We start from the raw sequence: 20,774 nt of genomic DNA on the forward strand, positions 1-20,774 counted from the left end.
TTTATAGGGCGAGGTTTAGAACGATGTGTTACTAAAACCCGCCCTGACCGATCATTCTCAGAACTTGTAATTGACCCGCGTGTACAGCGTGCGGCCAAACGGATCGCCGTATTTCGGGTCGTAGCCGCTCTGGAACGTGTAGGTCTGGTTGCTGAAAGGCGGCTCGCGGTCGAACAGGTTTTTCACCCCGAGGGTCACCGCCAGAGTCTTGCGCCAGGTGTAGGTGCCGGCCACGTCCCAGACGTTGTACGAACCGACGTAATCGTGAGTGTCGCGATCCGAGTCGTGGTAACCGCTGGTGTAGCGGTTGGTCAGGCTCGCGCCGAGCGGGCCGTAGTTCCAGCTGCCGGTCAGGCTGTGACGCCAACGGGCCACGGCGCCGGCCGAGGCAAAGTCGCCGCCGCGAAAATCGCCGAGCTTGTCGATGTAGTCGCCCTTGAGCTGCTGCTGATAGTCGTAGCGGGTGACGTAAGTGCCTTGCAGGCCGATGCCGAAATCGCCGTACGGTGTGCTCGGCAGGCGATAGTCGAAGCTCACGTCGACGCCGTTGGTCTTGATCTTGCCGAGGTTGGCCAGGCCAGTGACGATGTGATCGATCGAGCCATCAGGCTTGCGGATCAAACGCTCCGGGTATAGCTCCGGGTTTTCGAACACCGCCGACTCGGGAAACTCGGCGATCTGGTTGGCGATGTCGATCCACCAGAAGTCCAGTCCGGTGGTCAGGCGATCGAATGGCTGATAAACGAAACCGAGGGTGACGTTGCGAGCGGTCTCCGGGCTCAGGTCCTGGTTTCCGCCGGTCCGACTGTTGAACTGCTGAGCGCAGTCGCGGTTGGCAATCCCGCCGTTGCTCGGGTTGCCACCGGCACACAGCCGCGGGTCGTTGTAATTGGCTACGGTGAACGTGGTGAAGTTCGGGTTGTACAACTCGTACAGCGACGGCGCGCGGAAGCCTTCACTGTAGGCGCCACGCACCACCAGTTCCTTGAACGGCTGGAAGCGGAAAGAGTATTTCGGGTTGGTGGTGCTGCCGAAATCGCTGTATTTGTCGTGGCGCACAGCGGCGGACAGTTCCAGGCTGTCGAGCACCGGCACGTTGACCTCGGCGTACTGCGCCGAGACGCTGCGATCCCCGGCGACGCTGGCATTGGGATCAACGCCCAGGCTCTGCACATCAGCCGCGAACTGGGCGAAATCCTGATGGAAGTCCTCCTTGCGGTATTCGCCGCCCAGGGCCAGCGCCGACGGCCCGGCGCCGAACCAGTCGCCGATCTCGCGGCTGATGCGCCCGTCAATCGCCTTGACCCGGCCCACTGCTGTCGAGTAATCGCCGTCCACTCCGTTGGCTGCCAACAAGGCCGAACCGGCAGCCGTCTGCGGACCAAACGGGTTGATCACACCGTTGGCAATGCCTGCGCTGACGGCGCGGTCGTTCACATAACCGCTGCGAATCGTGTTGACTACTTTGTTCTGGTTGTACGACGCGCCGAGGTTGTAATCCCACCCGACCAGCGTGCCATCGAAGCTCAACAGCAGACGCTGACCGGTGTTGTCATCTTCATGCTGACGGGCACCGACGGCGGTTTCACGCCAGTTCACGTCCACCGGTTGCGTCGGGTCGAGGGCAAAACCGCTCGGCCCGGGCGTAATGCCGTTACCCGGATAGAACGCGGTGCCAGGATTGACCTGACTGCCCATTAAAGTGCCGGGGCCGATCTGCGTCCGGTTTTCGTTGCGCGCCCAGAAGTATTCGAGGCTGACGTTGTGGTCATCCGACAGCTTGCCGGTGGCTTTGGCGAACGCCGAGGTCTTCTCGGTTTCCGGCACCAGATCGAGGTAGTTCCACAGGCTCTGGCGGCAGATACCATTGCGTGACAGCAGCCCCGGCGCATTGCAACCGGAACCGGCCAATGGGTTGGTGGCGTTGCTGCCCTGACTCCAGTTGGCGGGCGATGCCGTGCCGGAGGTGTAATCAAGACCGCGCCCAGGCTGATAGTTGTAGGTGTAACCGCGATCTTCGGCGGCCAGCCGTTGTTGCTTGTCGTAACTCACCACGCCGAAAACGTTGAAGCGATCGTCCTGCAAATCACCGAAACCCCAACTGCCGCTGAAGTTGCGGCTTTCACCGCCACCGGAATGAGTCGGCGTGTCGTAATTGGTGCTGATCTGGCCTTCGGTGAGGCTGGTCTTGGTGATGAAGTTGATCACCCCGCCGATGGCATCGGTGCCGTACAGCGCCGAGGCGCCGTCGCGCAGCACTTCCACCCGGTCGATGGCAGCGAACGGGATGGTGTTGAGATCGACGCCGGAGCCGTTAATGGCGTTGGTCGCGTTGTTGCTCAGGCGCCGACCGTTGAGCAACACCAGAGTCTTGTTCGGGCCGATCCCGCGCAGGTCGGCGTAAGACGCCCCGCCGCTGCTCGACCCCACCGAGCGCCCGGAGCCCACCGAAGACTGGTTGGCCGAGATGCGGTTGACCAGCTCCTCAGTGGTGGTCACGCCCTGCTTCTGCAACTCCTCGACCCGCAGGATGGTGACCGGTACGGCGGTTTCGGCATCGACCCGACGAATCGCGGTGCCGGTGACTTCGACCCGTTGCAACTGGGTGGTCGGTTCTGTAGCACTGCTGTCGGCAGCAATCGCCGGCAATGTGTTGATCGCCAGCAGCAAGGCCAGGCTCAAAGGGGATTTAACGGGTGAAAAATGGATCATGAACAGCCATCCCTGCGTTTTGGTTTATGCAGGGATGTGCAATGGCAGATGTTGATTTATAGGGCGCGATTTAGACCGTTGGGTGCTGAGGTTATGCAAAATGCAGCATGACATTTCATCAGACCAACGCCATTTCCCCGAGTAATCGGGTATCGAGGCCGAACCGCTCCTGCGAGACCATCTTGAACTGCCCCTCTGCCAGGTCGCAGCTCACCAGCAAGTTCCACGAATGCCGGGTTGCCGCCGAGGGAATCAGTACAAACGGATGTTCAGCCAGTAAAGCGTCGGCAAACAATCGCTGATTGGGTGACGGCCGTGCAGGGCTCAGCCAGTAAGGGTTCGGCACCTCTTCGGGCTGCACGATTTTCACCTTCGCGTCGCTGATGACCTCAAAGCACGTCAATACATAAGGTTCGCGATCCAGGGCATCAAAACTGCGGTTGGCTGCCACCTCCAGAATGGCCGACGACGGATCGACGGATGCATACACGACGCGTCGTCCGGGAATGTTCCATCGACCTCCTCTCATCTTTGACCCCATCCCGCTATCCCACGTTCTTCCATAAACCTCGCGGTCAAGCCGCCATGCATACCAATGTTTGTCCCACGGCAAGGGGTTCATGGGTAAACCCCGTAGATAAGCTGACTCAGATACTGCTCCACCATCTGAAAACCCAATGGATGCAGGGTCAATTCCCGCGGCACATGACCGTAAAAATAGGTAGAGGGTTTCTGCAGCCAGTCCTCCGCCCGTGGTTGCCCCCCGAAGGCCCGAATGGCCAACTCCAGCACCAATGCATATTGGTAGGCGATGACACTCTGCTGCGGGTCAAGCCGTACCGGTTTGCCTTCCTTCAGCAGCCGCCTTACCGTCCTGACCGACTTGCCAGTGATGAGTTTGACCATGTCGCCTTGCTGGTAAAGCTCGGAGGTTGAAAGCATGTCGACGACGTCGTTCAGCTCGAAACCTTCATCGGTAAGCTGAACAATCAGCAGGGCGTCATCACCGATGTTCCGGCCATGCACGAGCAATTCGACAGGCTTGCCCTCGACTTTCTTCAAGCCCCCCAACCGGGGTACTTTTGCGCTGGGCAAGGCGACATCCTCCATGGGGCACCTGGCACGATCATCGCGCCACTGATGGCGAGCGGAATAAGCAGGCGTTTCGTATTCGAGGTGTGCAGTTCGCATGATCAATCCATTATCAGAGGCCTGAGTGATCAGGCCGTTAACGACTTCAATGTCATCGCCGATGCTATAGATCACGCTTCCGACGGCCAACCTTAAAAAGTCGTCGGAAATATCCCCGTTTTCGCCCAAAGCCCGGCAACTTCCGTAGGACGTTGCCGGACGCCATTCCGTCCTCAACTGCCGAAGTGATAACTCACATCCAGCCACCACTGGCGCCCGTAAGGGTCGTAGTTGCCGGTCGGGTAATACGGCCAGCCCGCCGAGTCGTCATGCTTGACCTGATTGAGCACGTTGTTCACGGTCAGCCCGATACTCGCCCGGTCGTTGAGCTTGTACCGTGCACTGGCGTTGAACACCGTCCACGGAGACAGTCGCCCGTCACCCGCGCCGTTGGTGACCGAGCCGTAACGAATTCCCATCAGCGTTGCCGTGGCCTTCTGGTAATCCCAGGTCAGGCTGGCGTTGACCTTGCTGCGCCAGTCGTAGTTGGTGCGCGAGGTGCGCCAGTCCTGGGTCGGGGCTTCGTCCGATTCCTTGTAGTAATGCGACAGCACCAGGGTGTAGCCCAGCGCCGAACTGAACGCGCCATACTGCCCGGCGCCCCAGCGAATGTTGCTCTTGAAGTCCAGGCCGCTGACCCGCTCGCTGGCGGCGTTGATCGCATTCACCCGCACCCGCTGCAACTGATTGGGATCGACGGCGGCATTGCCGGGATTGCGATCCACACGTGCCAGGGTCGACTGGCAGTTGGCCGAGTTGATGTCCTGGGTGCCATTGCGGCATTCGTTCTCTTGCTGCAACAGGCGGTTTTCGTCGACGGTGGTCAGCAGGTCATCGATCTCCACCCGCCAGAAATCGGTGGAGAAATCGAAATTGCGTGAGGGCGACCAGACGAAACCGTAGGTCCAGGATTTGCCGCGTTCGGATTCCAGATCCGCCGTGCCGTTCTGGGTGTAATCGACCCGCCCGCGATCGCAGGCGCCCTCCACGCCTTGGCTGCAACCGTAGTAGTCGATCTGCGCAGGGTAATAACCGTTGCTGTCGGACTGATAGATGTAGTTCAAGTCTGGGGCGCGGAAACTGGTGCCGTAACTGCCGCGCACCAGCAGACTGTTCACCGGCCGCCATTCCAGGCCGAGGTTGTAGGTTTTCTGTTGTTCGGTGCGGCCGCTGAATTTGTATTGGTCCCAGCGCCCTGCGGCTGTCGCCAACACCGTGTCGGTGACCGGAATGCTGAACTCGCCACCGGCCGCGTAACGCTTGCGCGAACCGCCGGAGCTTTGCGCCGGGGTCACGCCGTAGAAACTGCCGTCATTGAGGCTGTCATCCGGATTGATGCGGTATTCCTGCTTGCCCGCCTCGAGCACGCCGGCGAATCCCACCGGACCGGCGGGCAGGTCAAACAAATCGCCGTTGACCGACGCGTTGTAACTGGTCGACACCGACTTGCTGCTCTGCGTCAGGTTGCCGCGAAATTGCTCCCATTCCTGCGGCGTCAGTGGCCGGTCGAGGCGCGAGGCATCCGGCGCGAACACCGGATAACCGTCGCGGGTGCCCAGTTGCGGGCCGAGGTAGAAATCCTGGATCGACGACAGCGGCGTGTAACGCGTGGTGCGCACGCTTTTGTATTCAGACCGGTTGGCCGCCAGTTCATAGTTCCAGCCGGTGTCGGCGATCTTGTCCGAGAGGCCCAGGGTGCCGGTCCATGAGGTGTCGCGCCATTTGCTGTTGTTGCTGGTGCGCCCGCCGATTTCCTCTTCACCGAAGCGCCGGTACCAGCGCTCCAGATTGCCGCTGTTCTGGTTGATGAAATCCGGCGAGGTGAAGCTCGGGCCGCGCGTGTTGTTCTGGATATGATCGAGACCGTACATCAGGTCGGCGAACACCTGACCGCTGTCGCTGAAATGCCAGGTGCCACGGGTGTAGCCGTCGTAGTTTTCCTTTTGCGTCTGTACCGTCCAGTAATCGTTGTACATCTGGTCGGTGCGGCAACGTCCGCCGCTGTTGAACAGCTTGTTGTCGAACGTGCCCTGATAGGCGCCGCAGCCGGGCCCCAGATAACGGTTGTTGGTCAGGTCGCGACGGTAGCCGACATCCGCCAGCGGCCCGCTCTGCATGAAGCCGCGATCATCGGCCCAGATCGGGTCGCGGTTGGTCAGTTCGAGTCCAAACAACCCGTCGAAGTCGCCCCAACTGCCGCCGCCGCTGATCTGCAAGCGCTGGTTGTCACCGCCGCCGCGCTCGCTGGTGCCGCCCTTTAGGTTGACGTCGACGCCATTCATTTTGTCCTTGAGGATGATGTTCACCACCCCGGCAATCGCGTCCGAACCGTAGATCGCCGAGGCGCCGCTGCTGAGCACTTCGATGCGGTCGATGATCGCCGACGGAATGTTCGCAAGGTTGGTGAAGTTGACCTTGCCATCGTACGGCGTCGGGTAATCGGCGACCCGCCGGCCGTTGATCAGCACCAGCGTGTGGTTGGGACCGAGGCCGCGCAGGTTGAGGGCGCTGGCCGCCGGTTGCCAGGTGTTGCCGTAGTCTTCGCCCTGGGTCATGCCGGTGTTCTGGGTTTGCGTGGCGAGGGCGTCGTAGACGTTCTTGTAGCCGCGCGCTTCCATTTCTTCATGGGTGATGACGTTGACCGGCGTCGCTCCATCGCTCTGCGCCCGGGCAATGCGCGAGCCGGTGACGGTGACTTTTTCCATGCGGTAATCGGCGCTGCTGGCGGGCGCCACGGCAGCCGCCTTGACCGACGCCGCGCTCGGCGCATCGGCCGGGCGAATGCTCAGGCCCTGGGTGCCCTGCTCGACTTGCAGGCCGCTGCCGATCAGGGCTTTCTCCACCGCCTGACGGCCACCCAATGCGCCGCGCACCGCACCGCTGCGCTTGCCCTGAACCAGATTCTGACTGAAGGAAATCGGCACGCCGGTCTGGCGCGAGATGTCCAGCAGCACCTCGTCGAGGGCCCCGGCGGCAATGTCGAAGGTATAGACCTGAGCGGCGACGTCCTGTGCCTGAACGGTGGCCGGGACAATCCCCGTCGCCAGCACGATGGCCAGCGTCAGGCGGGACAATTGTTGTTGTTTGAATGAGAACATCGAGGGGCTTCCCTGTTGAAGGCGTCTGCAGGGAATGAGCAGCGGGCCGGCGCTTTTTATAGGGGGACGGATAGACCGGGAAGTTATGGATTTATAACCGTGCTTCGATGCTCACCCAGTACGGGTTGTGCCAAGTGACACGGATCGGCAGCGAACGCTCCAGCAGTTGCAAAGTGCGGTCACTGTCGTCCAGCGGATAGAGACCGCTGAGGCGCAAACCGGCGACCTCGGGGCTCAGGTGCAGGATGCCGCGACGGTAGCTGCGCAGGCTGTCGATGACTTCGCTCAAGGGGCGATCGCGCACTTCAAGCCGCCCTTGCACCCAGGCACTTTCCTGCCCTTTGCTGCGTTCCAGCGCGAGGATTTCCTGCCTGTTGAACAGCAGACTTTCGCCGGCCTCCACCACTTGCCGCGCGCCGCTGGCGGTGACCACTTCGACCTGTGAATGCAGCATCACCAGCCGCGTTGAATCCTCACCACGTTGCACCAGGAATTTGGTCCCGAGCGCACGCATCCGCCCATGCCCGGTTTCGACCACAAACGGCCGGGACAGATTTTTCGCCACATCGATCAGCAGCTCACCGCTGCGCAGGTCCAGCAAACGCTCGAGATTGTTGAAGCGCGGCACCACGCGGCTGCGGGCATTGAGGGTCAGAGCGCTGCCGTCCTCCAGCGTGAATTCCCTACGCTCGCCGATACCGGTCGACAATTCGCCGGCCTCGGGCAACCAGCCATAACGTCGACCGAGCAAACCGGCCAGCACCGCGATACCGAGCACACTCAAACTGCCACTGAGGAATCGGCGTCGACTGGACGGTGCATTCAGGCTGTGCAACACACTCTCACGCGGCAAACCACGCAGATTCGAATGGCGTAGCAGGTTCAGCCCGCCACCCATTTGCTCGATGATCTGCTGATGCCGTGGATCCGCCGTGCGCCAGGCGTCAAAGGCGGCGCGCTCCTGCAAGCTGACGTGCCCCGATTGCAGCAGCGCCATCCATTGCGCGGCTTCGTCGATCAGCGTTTCGTCCGGCCTCATGCCTGCATCGCCTGATAGCAACGCTTGAACGCCTCGACCATGTATTGCTGCACACGGCTGGTGGACACGCCGAGGCGTTCGCCGATTTCGCTGTAGGTCAGGCCGTCGAGCTGGTGATAGAGAAACGCAGCCTTGGCCTTGGCCGACAATCCGTTGAGCAAGCGATCCACCGCCAGCAGCGTTTCGATCACCAACTCCCGTTCCTCGGGTGACGGATGCACCGGTTCCGGCGCCAGTGCCAGGCTTTGCAGGTAAGCGCGCTCCAGATCCTGCCGGCGCCAGCCTTCATAGACCAGCCGCCGGGCAATCGTGGTCAGCAGCGCGCGGGGTTCGCGAATCGCCAGCGGATCGGGCAGCGCCAGGACCCGAAGAAAAGTTTCCGAAGCAATGTCCTGTGCGCTGTGCGGGCAACCGAGGGTACGGCTGACCGCTGCGCACAACCATCGGTAGTCCTTTTGGAACATTTGCCCGATGACCTGGTAATGCGGGTTGTGACTCCCCATGCCTTACTCCCTGAAAACGGGCTCCACCCGCTGCGAAAATCCATGGATATGCCGGGATCTTCCGGCGGTGATCAGGGGTGCGACTGTGCTATAGCGCCTGAGACATTTGAAGTAATAAAAAATCAGGATCAGCAAACCTTTGAGAATAAGGCACGTCGTCGCCACGGCAACATTGGCTGACACAACGTTGATCTCGATCAGTGGCGCCGGCCACGCCAGTCTCTAACCTTGCGCCTCCATCGATAGCCACGGACGGCTCACCGGGAGCCTGCGGCTGACCTTTCAAGGAAGAGCAATCATGCGATCACTCAACATCATTCTTCTGTCGTCGGCGTTCAACGGCCTGACTCAGCGTGCCTGGCTGGAACTGCGTCAGGCCGGGCACTCACCCAGCGTGGTGCTGTTCACCGACGAAACCGCCGTGTGCGAGCAGATCGAAAACAGCGGCGCCGACCTGGTGATCTGCCCGTTTCTCAAGGATCGCGTGCCCCACGCGCTGTGGAGCAATCCGCAGCGTCCGGTCGTCATCATTCATCCCGGCATCGTCGGCGATCGCGGTGCCAGCGCACTGGACTGGGCGATCATGCGCGAGCTGCCATCCTGGGGCGTAACCGCCCTGCAAGCGGTGGAAGAAATGGACGCCGGCCCGGTCTGGGCCACCTGCGAATTCAACTTGCCGACAGGCCTGCGCAAATCCGAGCTGTACAACGGCCGGGTCAGCGACGCGGCGATCCGTTGCATCCGCGAAGTGGTGGAGAAATTCATCGACGGTTTTGTGCCGGCTGCGCTGGATTACAACAATCCGAAAGTGCGCGGGCGTTTGCAGCCGAACATGAAACAGGACGACCGCACCTTCAGCTGGCACGACTGCTCACGCTTCATCAAGCGCTGCATCGATGCGGCGGACGGCCAGCCCGGCGTACTCGCCAGCCTCGCCGGCGGGCAGTATTACGTGTACGACGCGCACATCGATCAACGCACCGGCATGCCCGGCGAAATTCTCGCGGTGCACGACGACGCGGTACTGGTGGCGACCGGTGATCACAGCCTGTGGATCGGCTCGCTGCGCCGCAAACCGCAACCGGGCGAAGAAACCTTCAAGCGTCCGGCGCGGCATGTGCTGGCCGGGCAGTTGTCTGGCGTGCCGGTGCTGGACTGGTCGATTGCCAACGCGCCGTTCAGCGACGAGGCGTATCAGCCGATCCGGTATCGCGAGTCCGGCCAGGTCGGCGAGCTGACGCTGGAGTTCTACAACGGCGCGATGAGCACCGAGCAATGCCGGCGCATGGTCGAGGCCCTGCGCTGGGCCAAGTCCCGCGACACTCAGGTGTTGCTGATCAAGGGCGGACGCGGCAGCTTTTCCAACGGCGTGCACCTGAACGTGATTCAGGCTGCCGAGGATCCGGGCGCCGAAGCCTGGGCCAATATCCAGGCCATCGATGATGTGTGCGAAGAATTGCTCAGCGCACGGCAACTGGTGGTCAGCGGGGTTACCGGCAATGCCGGGGCCGGTGGCGTGATGCTCGCTCTCGCGGCTGACATCGTGTTTGCCCGCGCCGACATCGTGCTCAATCCGCATTACAAGAGCATGGGTTTGTACGGCTCGGAATACTGGACTTACAGCCTGCCCCGCGCCGTCGGCCCGGCCATGGCGGAGCAACTGACTCAGGCCTGTCTGCCGGTCAGCGCTGCGCAAGCGCTGCAACTGGGCATGGTCCAGGAAATCGGCCCGCGTTGCCCGGACGAGTTCTCGCTGTGGCTGCTGCAACGGGCCAACAGTGTGCTGAGTGATCCGACTTATGTGTCGGTACGGGAGCGCAAGTTGCGGGTCGATCATGTGTTGATTCGTGAGTGTCGCGAGGCGGAGCTGCAGGAGATGCAGGAAGACATGCTGTACAACCGCAATCAGTTTGCCGAGAAGTGCCGCAACTTCGTCTACAAACGCAAGACTTGCTGTACGCCGGCGCGGTTGGTGGAGGAATGGGCTCGGGTGCGTGAAGTCGAAGTGGCTGACTGAACAATGACGCGGTCCCGGGGCTGCCCGTACAATGCGGGCACCTCAACCACCGGCCCGCCCATGGACATCGACCTCGCCCGCACCTTTCTGGAAATCGTCCGCCACGGCAGCCTCGCCGCGGCGGCGGAAAAGCTGTTCGTCACGCAAACGGCAATCACCGCCCGTGTCCAGAAACTCGAAAGCCAGTTGGGCAGCACGCTGTTCGTGCGCAACCGTGCCGGTGCGCGGCTCACTGCCAACGGCGAGGCCTTCGTGGTCTACGCCAATCAGTTGGTGCAGACCTGGGAAGCGGCGCGCCGCGACCTGCCCTTGCCCGAGGGCTATCACAACGTGCTGCACATCGGCGGCGAGGTCAGCCTGTGCAACCCGCTGATGCTCAGTTGGGCCGCCGAACTGCGGGAGAAAATCCCCGGCCACGCGTTGCGCATGGAAATCCGCGACGGCGAAAACCTGCTGCGCCAGCTCGAACTGGGGGTGCTCGATGCGGCGCTGGTCTATCAACCGGAATACTGGCCGGGACTGCAGGTCGAGCAGGTGCTGGAGGAGAAACTGATTCTGGTCACCACGCCCGGCCGCCCTGCCCCCTACGTGTACATCGACTGGGGCCCGGACTTCCGCCGCCAGCACGACGCCGCCCTGCCGGAAAAGGCCAAGGCCGCCCTGAGCTTCAACCTCGGCCCGCTGGCCCTGCAATACATCCTGGAGAACGGCGGCAGCGGCTACTTCCGCACCCGGGTGGTGCGCACTTATCTGGAAAGCGGCGCGCTGGAACCGGTGACCAAAGCCCCTGAATTCGGCTATCCGACCTACCTCGTCTACTCCCGCGACCGCGACTCGGCGATCCTGCAACAGGCGTTCGATCTGCTGCGCGAAGTGATCAAGGCCGATGACGACTGGTCGCAGCGCTGGAACCCGTTGAGCTGACGGCCGCTATACACCGGAGCATGGCACTTGTGACCTGAAGGTTGCCCCTGCACAAACGGCGGGATCGGCTAATCTGCCGGGATAACGACAATATCCGCAGGTGACCGCAGTGAGGCAGACCACCGAGGCATTTCGCAGCCGCTACCGTGCGGCGATCCATCCCCGCTACAACCCGTGGCTGCACGGCGCATTCGTGCTGCTGTTCGGCGTGCTGGCCATCGGCGCGTTCTGGAGCAGCGTGCATCAGGTCCAGGCGCTGGAATGGCTGACCGTGCCGCTGACCCTGCTGTTCTTCAATTTCGGCGTGTACATGGTGCACCGCCACCTCGGCCACCACAAAAAGAGCTTCGCCCGGATGTTCTACGCCCGGCATGCCGGCGATCATCACAGCTTCTTCACCCCCGGCCACATGACCTATGACGGCGCCCGCGACTGGCGGGTGATCCTGTTTCCGGCCTGGCTGATCGTGCTGCACACGCTGGCGATCACCCTGCCCCTGTGGTGGCTGTTCGCGCAGGTCAACAGCAACGTCGCCGGGCTGTTCGGCGGCTGCATGGTGTTCGGTTACCTGGCCTATGAAGTGTTTCACGCCTGCGAGCATCTGCCGCCGCAGAATCCGCTGACCCGCCTGCCGTGGATCCGCCAGATGCGCCGCCTGCACGAGCTGCATCACCGTCGCGAACGCATGCAGGAGCGCAATTTCAATATCGTTTTTCCGCTGATGGACTACCTGTTCGGCACCCTCTACTGGGAGCCGGAAACCGCCCCTCTGACCGATTCGAGAACGCCCATGACCCGCATGCAGCACACAGTCGACATCGCTGGTGATCCGATCGCCGTCCTCGCCTACGCCGCCACCGTCAGTCGCTGGCCGGAGTGGCACCCGTCTTCGCTGAAAATCGACGGCCCCAGCGGTGCGCTGCATGCCGGTGCGCGATTCGACGAGGATATCCACGCCGGCGGGCGCGAGGGGCATTTGCGCTGGGAGGTCACCGAATACCTGCCAGGTCGGCGCTGGTGTGCTCGGGCCCAGGGTGATCAGGGTCTGTCCTTGCTGCTGACCTATGAATGCTCGGCGCACAACGATGCCACGCGGTTCGTGCGCACCCTCGATTACCAGTTCGAGGGCATCGGCCTGCGCATCGCCAACCACCTGCTGCTCAAGCGGCGCATCGATCGCGAATCGGCGGCTTCGATGCTGGCCTTGCGTGACATGGCGACCCGGCACCTGGCACTCGCGGGAGCCCACGTGTGAGATGGCGATATCTGCTGTTGCTGCTGGTTATCGGGGTTCTGGGCTTTTTGCTGTTGATGCCGACCAAGGTCGAGCCCGTCGGCTGGACGCCGCAACCGGCGCCCTCGCTGACCGAAGGCCAATTCGCTGACAACCAGCGACTCAAGGGCGCGGCGCAAGTCGGCCCGAGCGACATCGAAGGCCCCGAAGCGCTGCTGCTGGAAAACGACTTTCTGATCACCGGACTGCACGACGGACGCCTGCTGCGCACCAGCCTCGACGGTCAGCAACGCAAGGTGCTGGCGGATACTGGCGGCCGGCCGCTGGGGCTGGCGCGGCATCCCAACGGTTTGCTGGTGATCGCCGATGGGGTCAAGGGTTTGCTGTCGCTCGACGCGCAGGGTCGGCTGGTGGCGCTGTCTACCGAAGCCAATGGTCTGCCGTTCGGGTTTACCGATGACGTGGCCATCGACAAGTCCGGGCATTACGCCTACTTCAGCGATGCCTCGAGTCGCTGGGGCTACGGCCACGATGGCGAAGCGATCATCGAGCACGGCGGCGACGGACGTCTGTTGCGTTATGACTTCCAGACCGGCAAGACCGTCGTGCTGCTCGACAGACTGGAGTTCGCCAACGGCGTGACTCTCGGCCCCGATGACGCCTATGTGCTGGTCAACGAAACCGGCGCCTACCGCATCAGCCGCTATTGGCTGACCGGGCCCAAGGCCGGCACTTATGACCTGTTCATCGACAACCTGCCGGGGCTGCCGGATAACCTCGCCTTCAATGGACGGGATCGCTTCTGGGTGGCGCTGTACACGCCGCGCAACCCGCTGCTGGATCGCACCGCTGAACACCCGTTCGTACGCAAGATGATCGTGCGGGCGATGACCGTGCTGCCCAAACCGGTGGAGAAACGCGGGTTCGTGCTGGGGCTGGATCTGGACGGCAAGGTGATCGCCAATCTGCAGGACGCCAGCGCCGGCAATTACTCGCCGATCACCACGGCGCGCGAGTATGGCGAGTGGTTGTATTTCGGCTCGCTTAAGGCGACGCACATGGCGCGGATGCCATTGGAGGCAGCCTTGAAGTGAGGCGATGCCAGGCGGTCAGTTGCTGGACCGATCGAACTTGTCCGGATCCTCATCCTCCGGCACTTCCTCGCTCTTGCGTTCCTCTTCAGGATTACGAACGGTGTGCGCCGGGCTATTGGGCTCTGGATGCGTGGGAACCGGGTCAAATGCGCCCTGCTCTTCACTAGGGAATTTTGGATCTTTCATAAGGCACCTCGCAAAGAGTCGCAATGTGAAGACTCTTAACATTCGAGGTGCCGGTCGGGGCTGTCGTTCCAGTCGTTTCACCACCGAGGGCCGGTGGCGCGACTGACGGTCAGGTTCGAGCCTGTAACTGCTCGACGATCTTGTCTTTGACCTGCAGGCGTTTCTCTTTGAGTCTCTTCAGGGTGTCGTCGCTGGGTGCATCCGAGGTCGCCGTCTCGGCCTTGACGACTTCGGCGTCCGCCTGGGAATACTTGTTGATCAGTGCATCCAGATGTGGATCCGCGGTGCGTCGTTGCTGGATCTCTTCCTTTGTCAGTTTCAAGTCCTGTAACAAATCATGGGTCACCGGCATGGAACACCTCCGTCAGTTGATCGGCAGCCAACGCGACCGATTGCGCTGGCCAAGTATCAGAATGGCCTCGGTTGACCGGTTCTGTCGACCACCTGTCAGACCAGCGGTGCCCGTTCGTCGCCCTTTCGCGAATGCGATAAAACCTTTGGTCGGCCAATTCCCTCCATTGAATAACGCTCACAAAAACCTGCGTGGAGAAACACCAATGGACGGATTCAAACTGCGTCACCTTTTTCTGGCCGTGGCCTTGAGCACCGGCATGGGCTCGGCCTTCGCCGCCACCGACAATGATTTCGTCGACAACGCCGCTGCCGGCGGCATCGCTGAAATCGAAACGAGTCGCCTGGCGCTGGAAAAAAGCCAGTCCGCCGACATCAAGGCTTTCGCCAACATGATGATCACCGACCATGGCAAGGCCAACGATGAACTGGCGACGATTGCCAAGGCCAACGACATCGAAGTGCCGGACACCACGACGCTGGTCAAACAGGCCAAGGAGAAAATCCTCGACATGCGCGATGAATCTTTTGATGCGGCCTACGCCAACAATCAGGTCAAGGCCCACGAAGAAGCCATCAAACTGTTCGAGAAACAGGCCAACACCGTGACCGACGACAAGGTCAAAGGCGCCACGGAGCTCAAGGGCTTTGCCCAGAAAATGCTTCCCGGGCTGCAAAAACACCTGGCCGCTGCCAAGGAACTGCAGGCCAAGCACCCGAGCAAGTAGACACAACACACCTCAAGAGGCCGCCTCCATTGGACGCGGCCTCTTTTTTTGGCCCGTTGTTTTGCGCAAAAGATCAGCGCCGCCAGCCATGACGACTAGAGTTATCGGTGCGTTCCGTGCGGTAGATCAAAAATATGATCGCGGGAACGAACAACTATTTCGAACGGCCAAGGTCATTCACTTCGCGCCGGTCATTTTCCGAAGAACCGGCCCCCAATTCGCAATGGAGCAACAGGCACATGGCAGCACTGCAGAACAGCACACTCGATGCGATGAAAAACAAACAGGCACAACTGCTGGGCGAATGGACTCAAGGGCTGGTCGACAGCGGCGCCACCCGCAATCTCAAGGAACACGATGTGCAGCAGCAGACCAGCGAATTCCTGCAACTGGTGGTCAGCGGTCTGGAAAACGACAACGGCACCAACATCGCCGCGCCGGGCTGGGAAACCACCCGCCAGTTCCTCGAAAAGCTCTCCCACAGCCGCGCCCTGCTCGGTCAGGATTCGCAACAGACCGCCAGTTTCATTTTCTCGCTCAAAGGGCCGCTGTTTGCCCTGCTGCAAAATCATTACAAGAAACAACCCGCGCTGCTCGGCGGACAGCTCTGGGAAATCTCCGAACTGCTCGACGCGTTCGGCCTGCACACCATCCGCACCTTCCAGAAATCCCGTGAAGCGGTGATCAAGCGCCAGCAGGAAGAACTGCTGGAACTGTCGACCCCGGTGGTCAAGCTGTGGGACGGCGTGCTCGCCCTGCCGATGATCGGCACCCTCGATTCGCAACGCACCCAGGTGGTGATGGAATCGCTGCTGCAACGCATCGTCGACACCGGTTCGGAAATCGCCATCATCGACATCACCGGCGTGCCGACCGTCGACACCCTGGTGGCCCAGCACCTGCTGAAAACCGTGACCGCGATCCGCCTGATGGGCGCCGACTGCATCATCAGCGGCGTGCGTCCGCAGATTGCCCAGACCATCGTCCACCTGGGCCTCGACCTGCAAGGCGTGGTGACCAAAGCCAATCTGGCTGATGCGTTGAAACTGGCGCTGACCCGCTTGGGCATCACCCTCGCCAAGACGGTTTAACCAATGGAACGTATCCCGATTCTTCAGATGGGCGACTTCCTGCTGGTGACCATTCAGGTCGACATGCATGACCAGCTCGCCCTCACCCTCCAGGACGATTTGTCCGAGCGCATCAGCAAAACCTCCGCCCGCGGGGTGTTGATCGACATCTCGGCGCTGGACATGGTCGATTCGTTCATCGGCCGGATGATCGGCACCATTTCCGGTCTGTCGAAAATCATGGACGCCGAAACCATGCTCGTCGGCATGCAGCCGGCGGTGGCGATCACGCTGGTCGAGCTCGGCCTGAACCTGCCCGGCGTCAGCACCGCGCTGAACGTCGAGCGCGGCATGAAACTGTTGCAGGAACGAGTACGCCAGCAATGACCGTGCGCAGCAGCGGTACCCAACCGATCAAAATCGAGCAGGACGTGGTGCTGGCCCGGCAGCAGGCGCGCAAACTGGCCACCGAATGCGGCATGCGCCTGATCGACCTGACCAAACTGGTGACCGCCGTCAGCGAGCTGGCGCGCAACACCATGGTCTACGGCGGTGGCGGCGACATGGACTGGCAGATCCTCGACGACAACCACAAGGTCGGCCTGCGCCTGACATTTCGCGACGAGGGGCCGGGGATTGCCGACATCAAACTGGCGATGACCGATGGCTGGACCTCCGGCAGCGGCCTGGGCCTGGGCCTCACCGGCGCCAAGCGGCTGGTGGACGAGTTCGAACTGGACACTGCGCCCGGCGAGGGCACTCGCATAACGATCACCCGATGGACATGAATATCAGCGGGAGCCTGACCCGAGTGCTGCCGATCGAGGACAGCAGCCAGATCGGCCACGCCCGGCGCACGGCGCAACAACTCGCCGAGCAGCACGGTTTCGATGAACGCGATGCCGGACGTGTCGCGCTGGTGGCCACGGAACTGGCGAGCAACGTGCTCAAACATGCGACGCACGGTGAAATGCATCTGCGGGCACTGCAGCGGGCCGAGGGTTTCGGCCTCGAAATGCTCGCGGTTGACCGGGCCGGCGGCTTCGATCTCGACGCGTGCATGGCCGATGGCTTTTCCACGGGCGGCACGCAAGGGATCGGCCTCGGCGCCGTGTCGCGTCAGACCGAAGTCTTTGATGTGTACGCCGACGCTCGGGGCGCGGTGTTGCTGGCGCGGCTGTATCCACGCAGCGACCGGCAGCCGGATCAGCGTTTCGGCGTCAGCCAGCACTCATTGCACAACGACCCGGCGTGCGGGGATGTCTGGCATCTGGCGTTCAACGGGCCGGACATCAGCGCACTGATCGTTGACGGTCTGGGCCATGGCGAAGACGCCGAGCGCGCCGGACGGGCCGGTGAGAAAGCCTTCGCCCTGGCCCCGTTCGCTTCCCCGGTGCCGTTGATGGAAGATCTGCACCGGGAAATGATCGGCACGCGAGGCGGCGCGGTGGCGTTTGCGCAGTTCCATGGCGAGCGCGACAGCCTGACCTATGCCGGTGTCGGCAACATCGGCGCCAGTCTTGTCATGGCCGACAAATCCCGCGGACTGGCCTCGCACCCGGGGATCGTCGGCGGCCAATACCGAAAAGCCCAGCCCTTTGACTATGCTCACGTGAACGGACATCTATTGATCATGTACAGCGACGGCTTGCAGTCCCGTTGGAACCTTCAAGACTACCCCGGTCTGGTGCATCGCCATCCCGCCGTGATAGCCACCGTCCTGCACCGCGATTTCTGCCGCGGGCGCGACGATGTAACGGTGCTGGTCGTTGCCCTGGAGGCCGCCCATGGCTGAGTCCCCGACCTTGAACAACGCTGAACAATCAGCGCTGATCGCCCAGTTGCAGAGCGAATCCGCCGCGCTGCGCGAAGAGCTCGACGAAACCAATCAGGGCGTGCTCGCCCTGTACGCCGAACTCGACACCCAGGCCGAACAACTGCGCCAGGCCTCCGACCTGAAAAGCCGCTTCCTGTCGTACATGAGCCATGAGTTCCGTACCCCGCTGGGTTCGATCCTGAGCATCAACAGCCTGCTGGCCGACGAACTCGACGGCCCGCTCAGCCCCGAGCAACATAAGCAGGTCGCGTTTGTCAGCAGCGCCGCCCGAGAGCTCAGCGACATGGTCGACGACCTGCTCGATCTGGCGAAGATCGAGGCCGGGCGCATCACCATTTCTGCGGCATGGTTCGACATGTTCGATCTGTTCGCCGCACTGCGGGGGATGTTCCGGCCGATTGTCGACGCCACCGCCGTAGACCTGATTTTCGAAGAGCCGGTGGGCCTGCCGCGCCTCTACACCGATGACAAGAAGCTTGCGCAGATCCTGCGCAATTTCATTTCCAATTCGCTGAAATTCACCACCCGTGGTGAAGTCCGGGTCTCGGCGCGCCTCGAAGGTCAGGACAAGGTTCGATTTGCAGTGAGCGACACCGGCATCGGTATCGCCCCTGAATTGCACGGCACCCTGTTCGAAGACTTTTCACAGGTCGACTCGCCGCTGCAAAAACGCCTGCGCGGCACCGGGCTCGGCCTGTCGCTGTGCAAGCGTTTCGCCGAATTGCTCGGTGGCGAGGTCGGTGTCGAGAGTACGCCGGGCGTGGGTTCAAGCTTTTTCGTGATCATTCCGTTGGCGATTGCCCAGGAGAACGTCGATGAAACATGACATCCGTCTGTTGATCGTCGATGACAACGTCGCCACCCGCTACGCCTTGCGCCGACGCCTGGAGCGCCACGGCTACGAAGTGTTCGAGGCCGGCACCGGCGGCGAAGGCCTCGCCCTGATCGCCAGTGAACCGCTCGATGCGCTGATTCTCGACGTCAACCTGCCGGACATGAGCGGGTTCGACATCGTCCGTAAACTGCGCACCGACCCGGGTACCGCCCTACTCCCGGTAATCCACGTGTCGGCCGCCTCGATCCAGACCGGCGACATCATCACCGGCCTCGATGCCGGGGCCGATGCCTACCTGATTCACCCGGTCGATCCCGATGTGCTGCTGGCAACGTTGCGCACCCTGCTGCGGGTGCGCGACACGGAGAACGCCCTGCGCGAAAGCGAGGCGCGTTTTCGCGAGATCTTCATCAATATCTCCGCGCCCATCGCCGTGCTCGACGCCGACCTGAAAGTCCACGAGTGCAACCACGCCTTTTCCCAGCTGATTCAGGACAACCGCGACCCGCAGACTCTCAGCGAATGCTTCGCCGAGGATCAGAGTGCAATCCTCGACGAACTGCGCCTGCGGCTGGAGGATGGCGAACGCTGGAAAGGCACGCTGAACATGCGCGTGCAGGGCGAGATCCGCGAGACCGAGTGGCAGATTTCACCCTATCGCACGCCGAGGCTGAGCCTGGTGTTCGTCGAAGACGTCACCGAGCACCGTCATCGCGAACGCTCGCACCTGGCGCGGCTGGACGACACCACCACGCAGCTGGCCAAGGAAGTCGCCGACCGGGTCCGCGCCGAATCGCAGCTGCTGCAGGTACAGAAAATGGATGCGCTGGGCAAACTCACCGGCGGCATCGCCCATGACTTCAACAACCTGCTGACCGGGATCATTACCAGCCTTGAGCTGATCCAGAAACGCGTCGCCGATGCCCGCCCGGACAAGGTCCAGTTTTACGCCGAAGCGGCCCTGAACTCAGCGATGAGTGCGGCCTCGCTCACTCATCGCCTGCTGGCTTTTGCCCGCCAGCAACCGCTCGACACCCGTCCGGTGGACATCAACGATCACGTACGTTCGCTGGAAGAATTGCTGGTACGCACCATCGGCGAACGCATCGCCCTCAAGCTTGAGCTGACCACTAAACCTGCGATTGCGCTGGTCGACCCGATTCAACTGGAAAGCGCGGTGCTCAACCTGGTGATCAACGCCCGGGATGCGCTGCCGCAAGGCGGCAATATCTGGGTCAGCACCTACGCCGCGTACTCCCACGGCGATCCGAACCTCACCGATGGCTCCTACGTGGCGCTGTCGGTACGCGATGACGGTACCGGCATCGAGCACAGCGTGATCGGCAAGGTGTTTGAACCGTTCTTCACCACCAAGCCGCTGGGCCAGGGCACCGGGCTGGGGCTGTCGACGATCTACGGTTTCGCCCGCCAGTCCGGCGGCGATGCGCACATCCGCAGCGTGGCGCGACGCGGCACCGAAGTGACGATCATGTTGCCGGCGACCACCGACCCGACCGCTGCCGATCTGACGCCTCCGGTGATCGACCCGCAGGGGGCCGGCGAGCATGTGCTGATCGTCGAAGACATGCCGTCGGTGCGGCTGTTCGTCACCGAAGTGCTGGAGGACGCCGGTTACCGCTGCACCCAGGCCGGCGATATCGAAACCGCACTGGAGCGCTTGCAGAACGATCCGTCAATCAACCTGCTGCTGACCGACGTCGGCCTGCCACGCATGAGCGGTCGTGAACTGGCGGACGTTGCCCGGGGTTGGCGTGAGGGGCTGCCGATCCTGTTCATGACCGGTTACGCGGAAACCGCGATCAACCGCCAGGTGTTCCTCGGGGCCGGCATGGACATGCTGGTCAAACCGTTCCAGATCAGCGAATTGCTGGACAAGGTACGCCGCACGCTCGACGGAGCCTGACACACCGCCATCGCGGGCAAGCCCGCGATGA

19 protein-coding genes are annotated in these 20,774 nt (G+C 62.0%); 11 read left to right on the top strand and 8 right to left on the bottom strand.

Annotated elements, in window-relative coordinates:
• Window positions 1–57: 57 nt before the first annotated feature.
• From AC1Q9F_RS03985 to AC1Q9F_RS04010, 6 genes are all read right to left on the bottom strand, one after another.
• The gene (locus AC1Q9F_RS03985; protein ID WP_492618888.1) at window positions 58–2,712 is read right to left on the bottom strand and encodes a TonB-dependent receptor; all 2,655 of its coding nucleotides are present in this window, start codon (window positions 2,710–2,712) and stop codon (window positions 58–60) included.
• A 118-nt stretch (window positions 2,713–2,830) separates the two neighbouring features.
• The gene (locus AC1Q9F_RS03990) at window positions 2,831–3,334 is read right to left on the bottom strand and encodes an RES family NAD+ phosphorylase (protein WP_492618887.1); all 504 of its coding nucleotides are present in this window, start codon (window positions 3,332–3,334) and stop codon (window positions 2,831–2,833) included.
• Complete coding sequence (locus AC1Q9F_RS03995) at window positions 3,331–4,032, bottom strand: antitoxin Xre/MbcA/ParS toxin-binding domain-containing protein (protein WP_492618886.1); 702 nt, start codon at window positions 4,030–4,032, stop codon at window positions 3,331–3,333. Before AC1Q9F_RS03995 ends, AC1Q9F_RS03990 begins: the two co-directional genes overlap by 4 nt.
• Before the next feature lie 44 nt (window positions 4,033–4,076).
• Window positions 4,077–7,001 (bottom strand): TonB-dependent receptor domain-containing protein, encoded by a 2,925-nt coding sequence (locus tag AC1Q9F_RS04000; protein ID WP_492618885.1) that lies wholly within the window; start codon window positions 6,999–7,001, stop codon window positions 4,077–4,079.
• Window positions 7,002–7,092: 91 nt separating this feature from the next.
• On the bottom strand, window positions 7,093–8,040 hold the full coding sequence (locus AC1Q9F_RS04005; RefSeq protein WP_492618884.1) for a FecR domain-containing protein: 948 nt from the start codon (window positions 8,038–8,040) through the stop codon (window positions 7,093–7,095).
• Entirely contained in the window at window positions 8,037–8,543 is a 507-nt protein-coding gene (locus AC1Q9F_RS04010) for a sigma-70 family RNA polymerase sigma factor (RefSeq protein WP_011334510.1), read from the bottom strand. The genes AC1Q9F_RS04005 and AC1Q9F_RS04010 overlap by 4 nt, the downstream gene beginning before the upstream one ends.
• A 298-nt stretch (window positions 8,544–8,841) precedes the next feature.
• On the opposite strand from AC1Q9F_RS04010, the gene AC1Q9F_RS04015 reads away from it, so the two are divergent.
• The 4 genes from AC1Q9F_RS04015 (at window position 8,842) to AC1Q9F_RS04030 (ending at window position 13,812) form a co-directional block, all read left to right on the top strand.
• Window positions 8,842–10,560 carry a hydrogenase maturation protein gene (locus tag AC1Q9F_RS04015; protein WP_492618883.1) on the top strand — a complete coding sequence of 573 codons (1,719 nt, stop codon included), beginning with the start codon at window positions 8,842–8,844 and terminating at the stop codon, window positions 10,558–10,560.
• A 60-nt stretch (window positions 10,561–10,620) separates the two neighbouring features.
• The gene (locus AC1Q9F_RS04020; protein WP_007959472.1) at window positions 10,621–11,484 is read left to right on the top strand and encodes a LysR family transcriptional regulator; all 864 of its coding nucleotides are present in this window, start codon (window positions 10,621–10,623) and stop codon (window positions 11,482–11,484) included.
• A gap of 109 nt (window positions 11,485–11,593) precedes the next feature.
• Window positions 11,594–12,739 (top strand): sterol desaturase family protein, encoded by a 1,146-nt coding sequence (locus AC1Q9F_RS04025; protein WP_492618882.1) that lies wholly within the window; start codon window positions 11,594–11,596, stop codon window positions 12,737–12,739.
• Window positions 12,736–13,812 (top strand): SMP-30/gluconolactonase/LRE family protein, encoded by a 1,077-nt coding sequence (locus tag AC1Q9F_RS04030; RefSeq protein ID WP_492618881.1) that lies wholly within the window; start codon window positions 12,736–12,738, stop codon window positions 13,810–13,812. The genes AC1Q9F_RS04025 and AC1Q9F_RS04030 overlap by 4 nt, the downstream gene beginning before the upstream one ends.
• Before the next feature lie 15 nt (window positions 13,813–13,827).
• On the opposite strand, the gene AC1Q9F_RS04035 is transcribed toward AC1Q9F_RS04030, so the two are convergent.
• Both AC1Q9F_RS04035 and AC1Q9F_RS04040 read right to left on the bottom strand, forming a co-directional pair.
• Window positions 13,828–13,998, bottom strand: coding sequence for a hypothetical protein (locus tag AC1Q9F_RS04035; protein WP_007959467.1), 171 nt, complete (start codon window positions 13,996–13,998; stop codon window positions 13,828–13,830).
• Between the two features lie 109 nt (window positions 13,999–14,107).
• Complete coding sequence (locus AC1Q9F_RS04040) at window positions 14,108–14,350, bottom strand: HP1242/YdcH family protein (protein ID WP_207982927.1); 243 nt, start codon at window positions 14,348–14,350, stop codon at window positions 14,108–14,110.
• 205 nt (window positions 14,351–14,555) lie between these two features.
• On the opposite strand from AC1Q9F_RS04040, the gene AC1Q9F_RS04045 reads away from it, so the two are divergent.
• The 7 genes from AC1Q9F_RS04045 (at window position 14,556) to AC1Q9F_RS04075 (ending at window position 20,743) form a co-directional block, all read left to right on the top strand.
• The gene (locus AC1Q9F_RS04045; protein WP_007959465.1) at window positions 14,556–15,077 is read left to right on the top strand and encodes a DUF4142 domain-containing protein; all 522 of its coding nucleotides are present in this window, start codon (window positions 14,556–14,558) and stop codon (window positions 15,075–15,077) included.
• Window positions 15,078–15,316: 239 nt separating this feature from the next.
• Entirely contained in the window at window positions 15,317–16,168 is an 852-nt protein-coding gene (locus AC1Q9F_RS04050) for an STAS domain-containing protein (protein ID WP_207982928.1), read from the top strand.
• 3 nt (window positions 16,169–16,171) lie between these two features.
• Window positions 16,172–16,534, top strand: coding sequence for an STAS domain-containing protein (locus tag AC1Q9F_RS04055; RefSeq protein WP_007959463.1), 363 nt, complete (start codon window positions 16,172–16,174; stop codon window positions 16,532–16,534).
• Window positions 16,531–16,935 carry an anti-sigma regulatory factor gene (locus AC1Q9F_RS04060; RefSeq protein ID WP_007959462.1) on the top strand — a complete coding sequence of 135 codons (405 nt, stop codon included), beginning with the start codon at window positions 16,531–16,533 and terminating at the stop codon, window positions 16,933–16,935. The genes AC1Q9F_RS04055 and AC1Q9F_RS04060 overlap by 4 nt, the downstream gene beginning before the upstream one ends.
• A complete protein-coding gene (locus AC1Q9F_RS04065; protein WP_207982929.1) occupies window positions 16,932–17,942 on the top strand; it encodes an ATP-binding protein in 1,011 nt (336 codons plus the stop codon). The genes AC1Q9F_RS04060 and AC1Q9F_RS04065 overlap by 4 nt, the downstream gene beginning before the upstream one ends.
• The gene (locus tag AC1Q9F_RS04070; protein ID WP_492618880.1) at window positions 17,935–18,810 is read left to right on the top strand and encodes a sensor histidine kinase; all 876 of its coding nucleotides are present in this window, start codon (window positions 17,935–17,937) and stop codon (window positions 18,808–18,810) included. The genes AC1Q9F_RS04065 and AC1Q9F_RS04070 overlap by 8 nt, the downstream gene beginning before the upstream one ends.
• Window positions 18,800–20,743: a response regulator gene (locus AC1Q9F_RS04075; protein WP_492618879.1), complete on the top strand. Its 1,944-nt coding sequence runs from the start codon at window positions 18,800–18,802 to the stop codon at window positions 20,741–20,743. The genes AC1Q9F_RS04070 and AC1Q9F_RS04075 overlap by 11 nt, the downstream gene beginning before the upstream one ends.
• The last annotated feature ends 31 nt before the right edge of the window (window positions 20,744–20,774 follow it).

The organism is Pseudomonas sp. GW823-FHT04A03 (assembly GCF_058796615.1).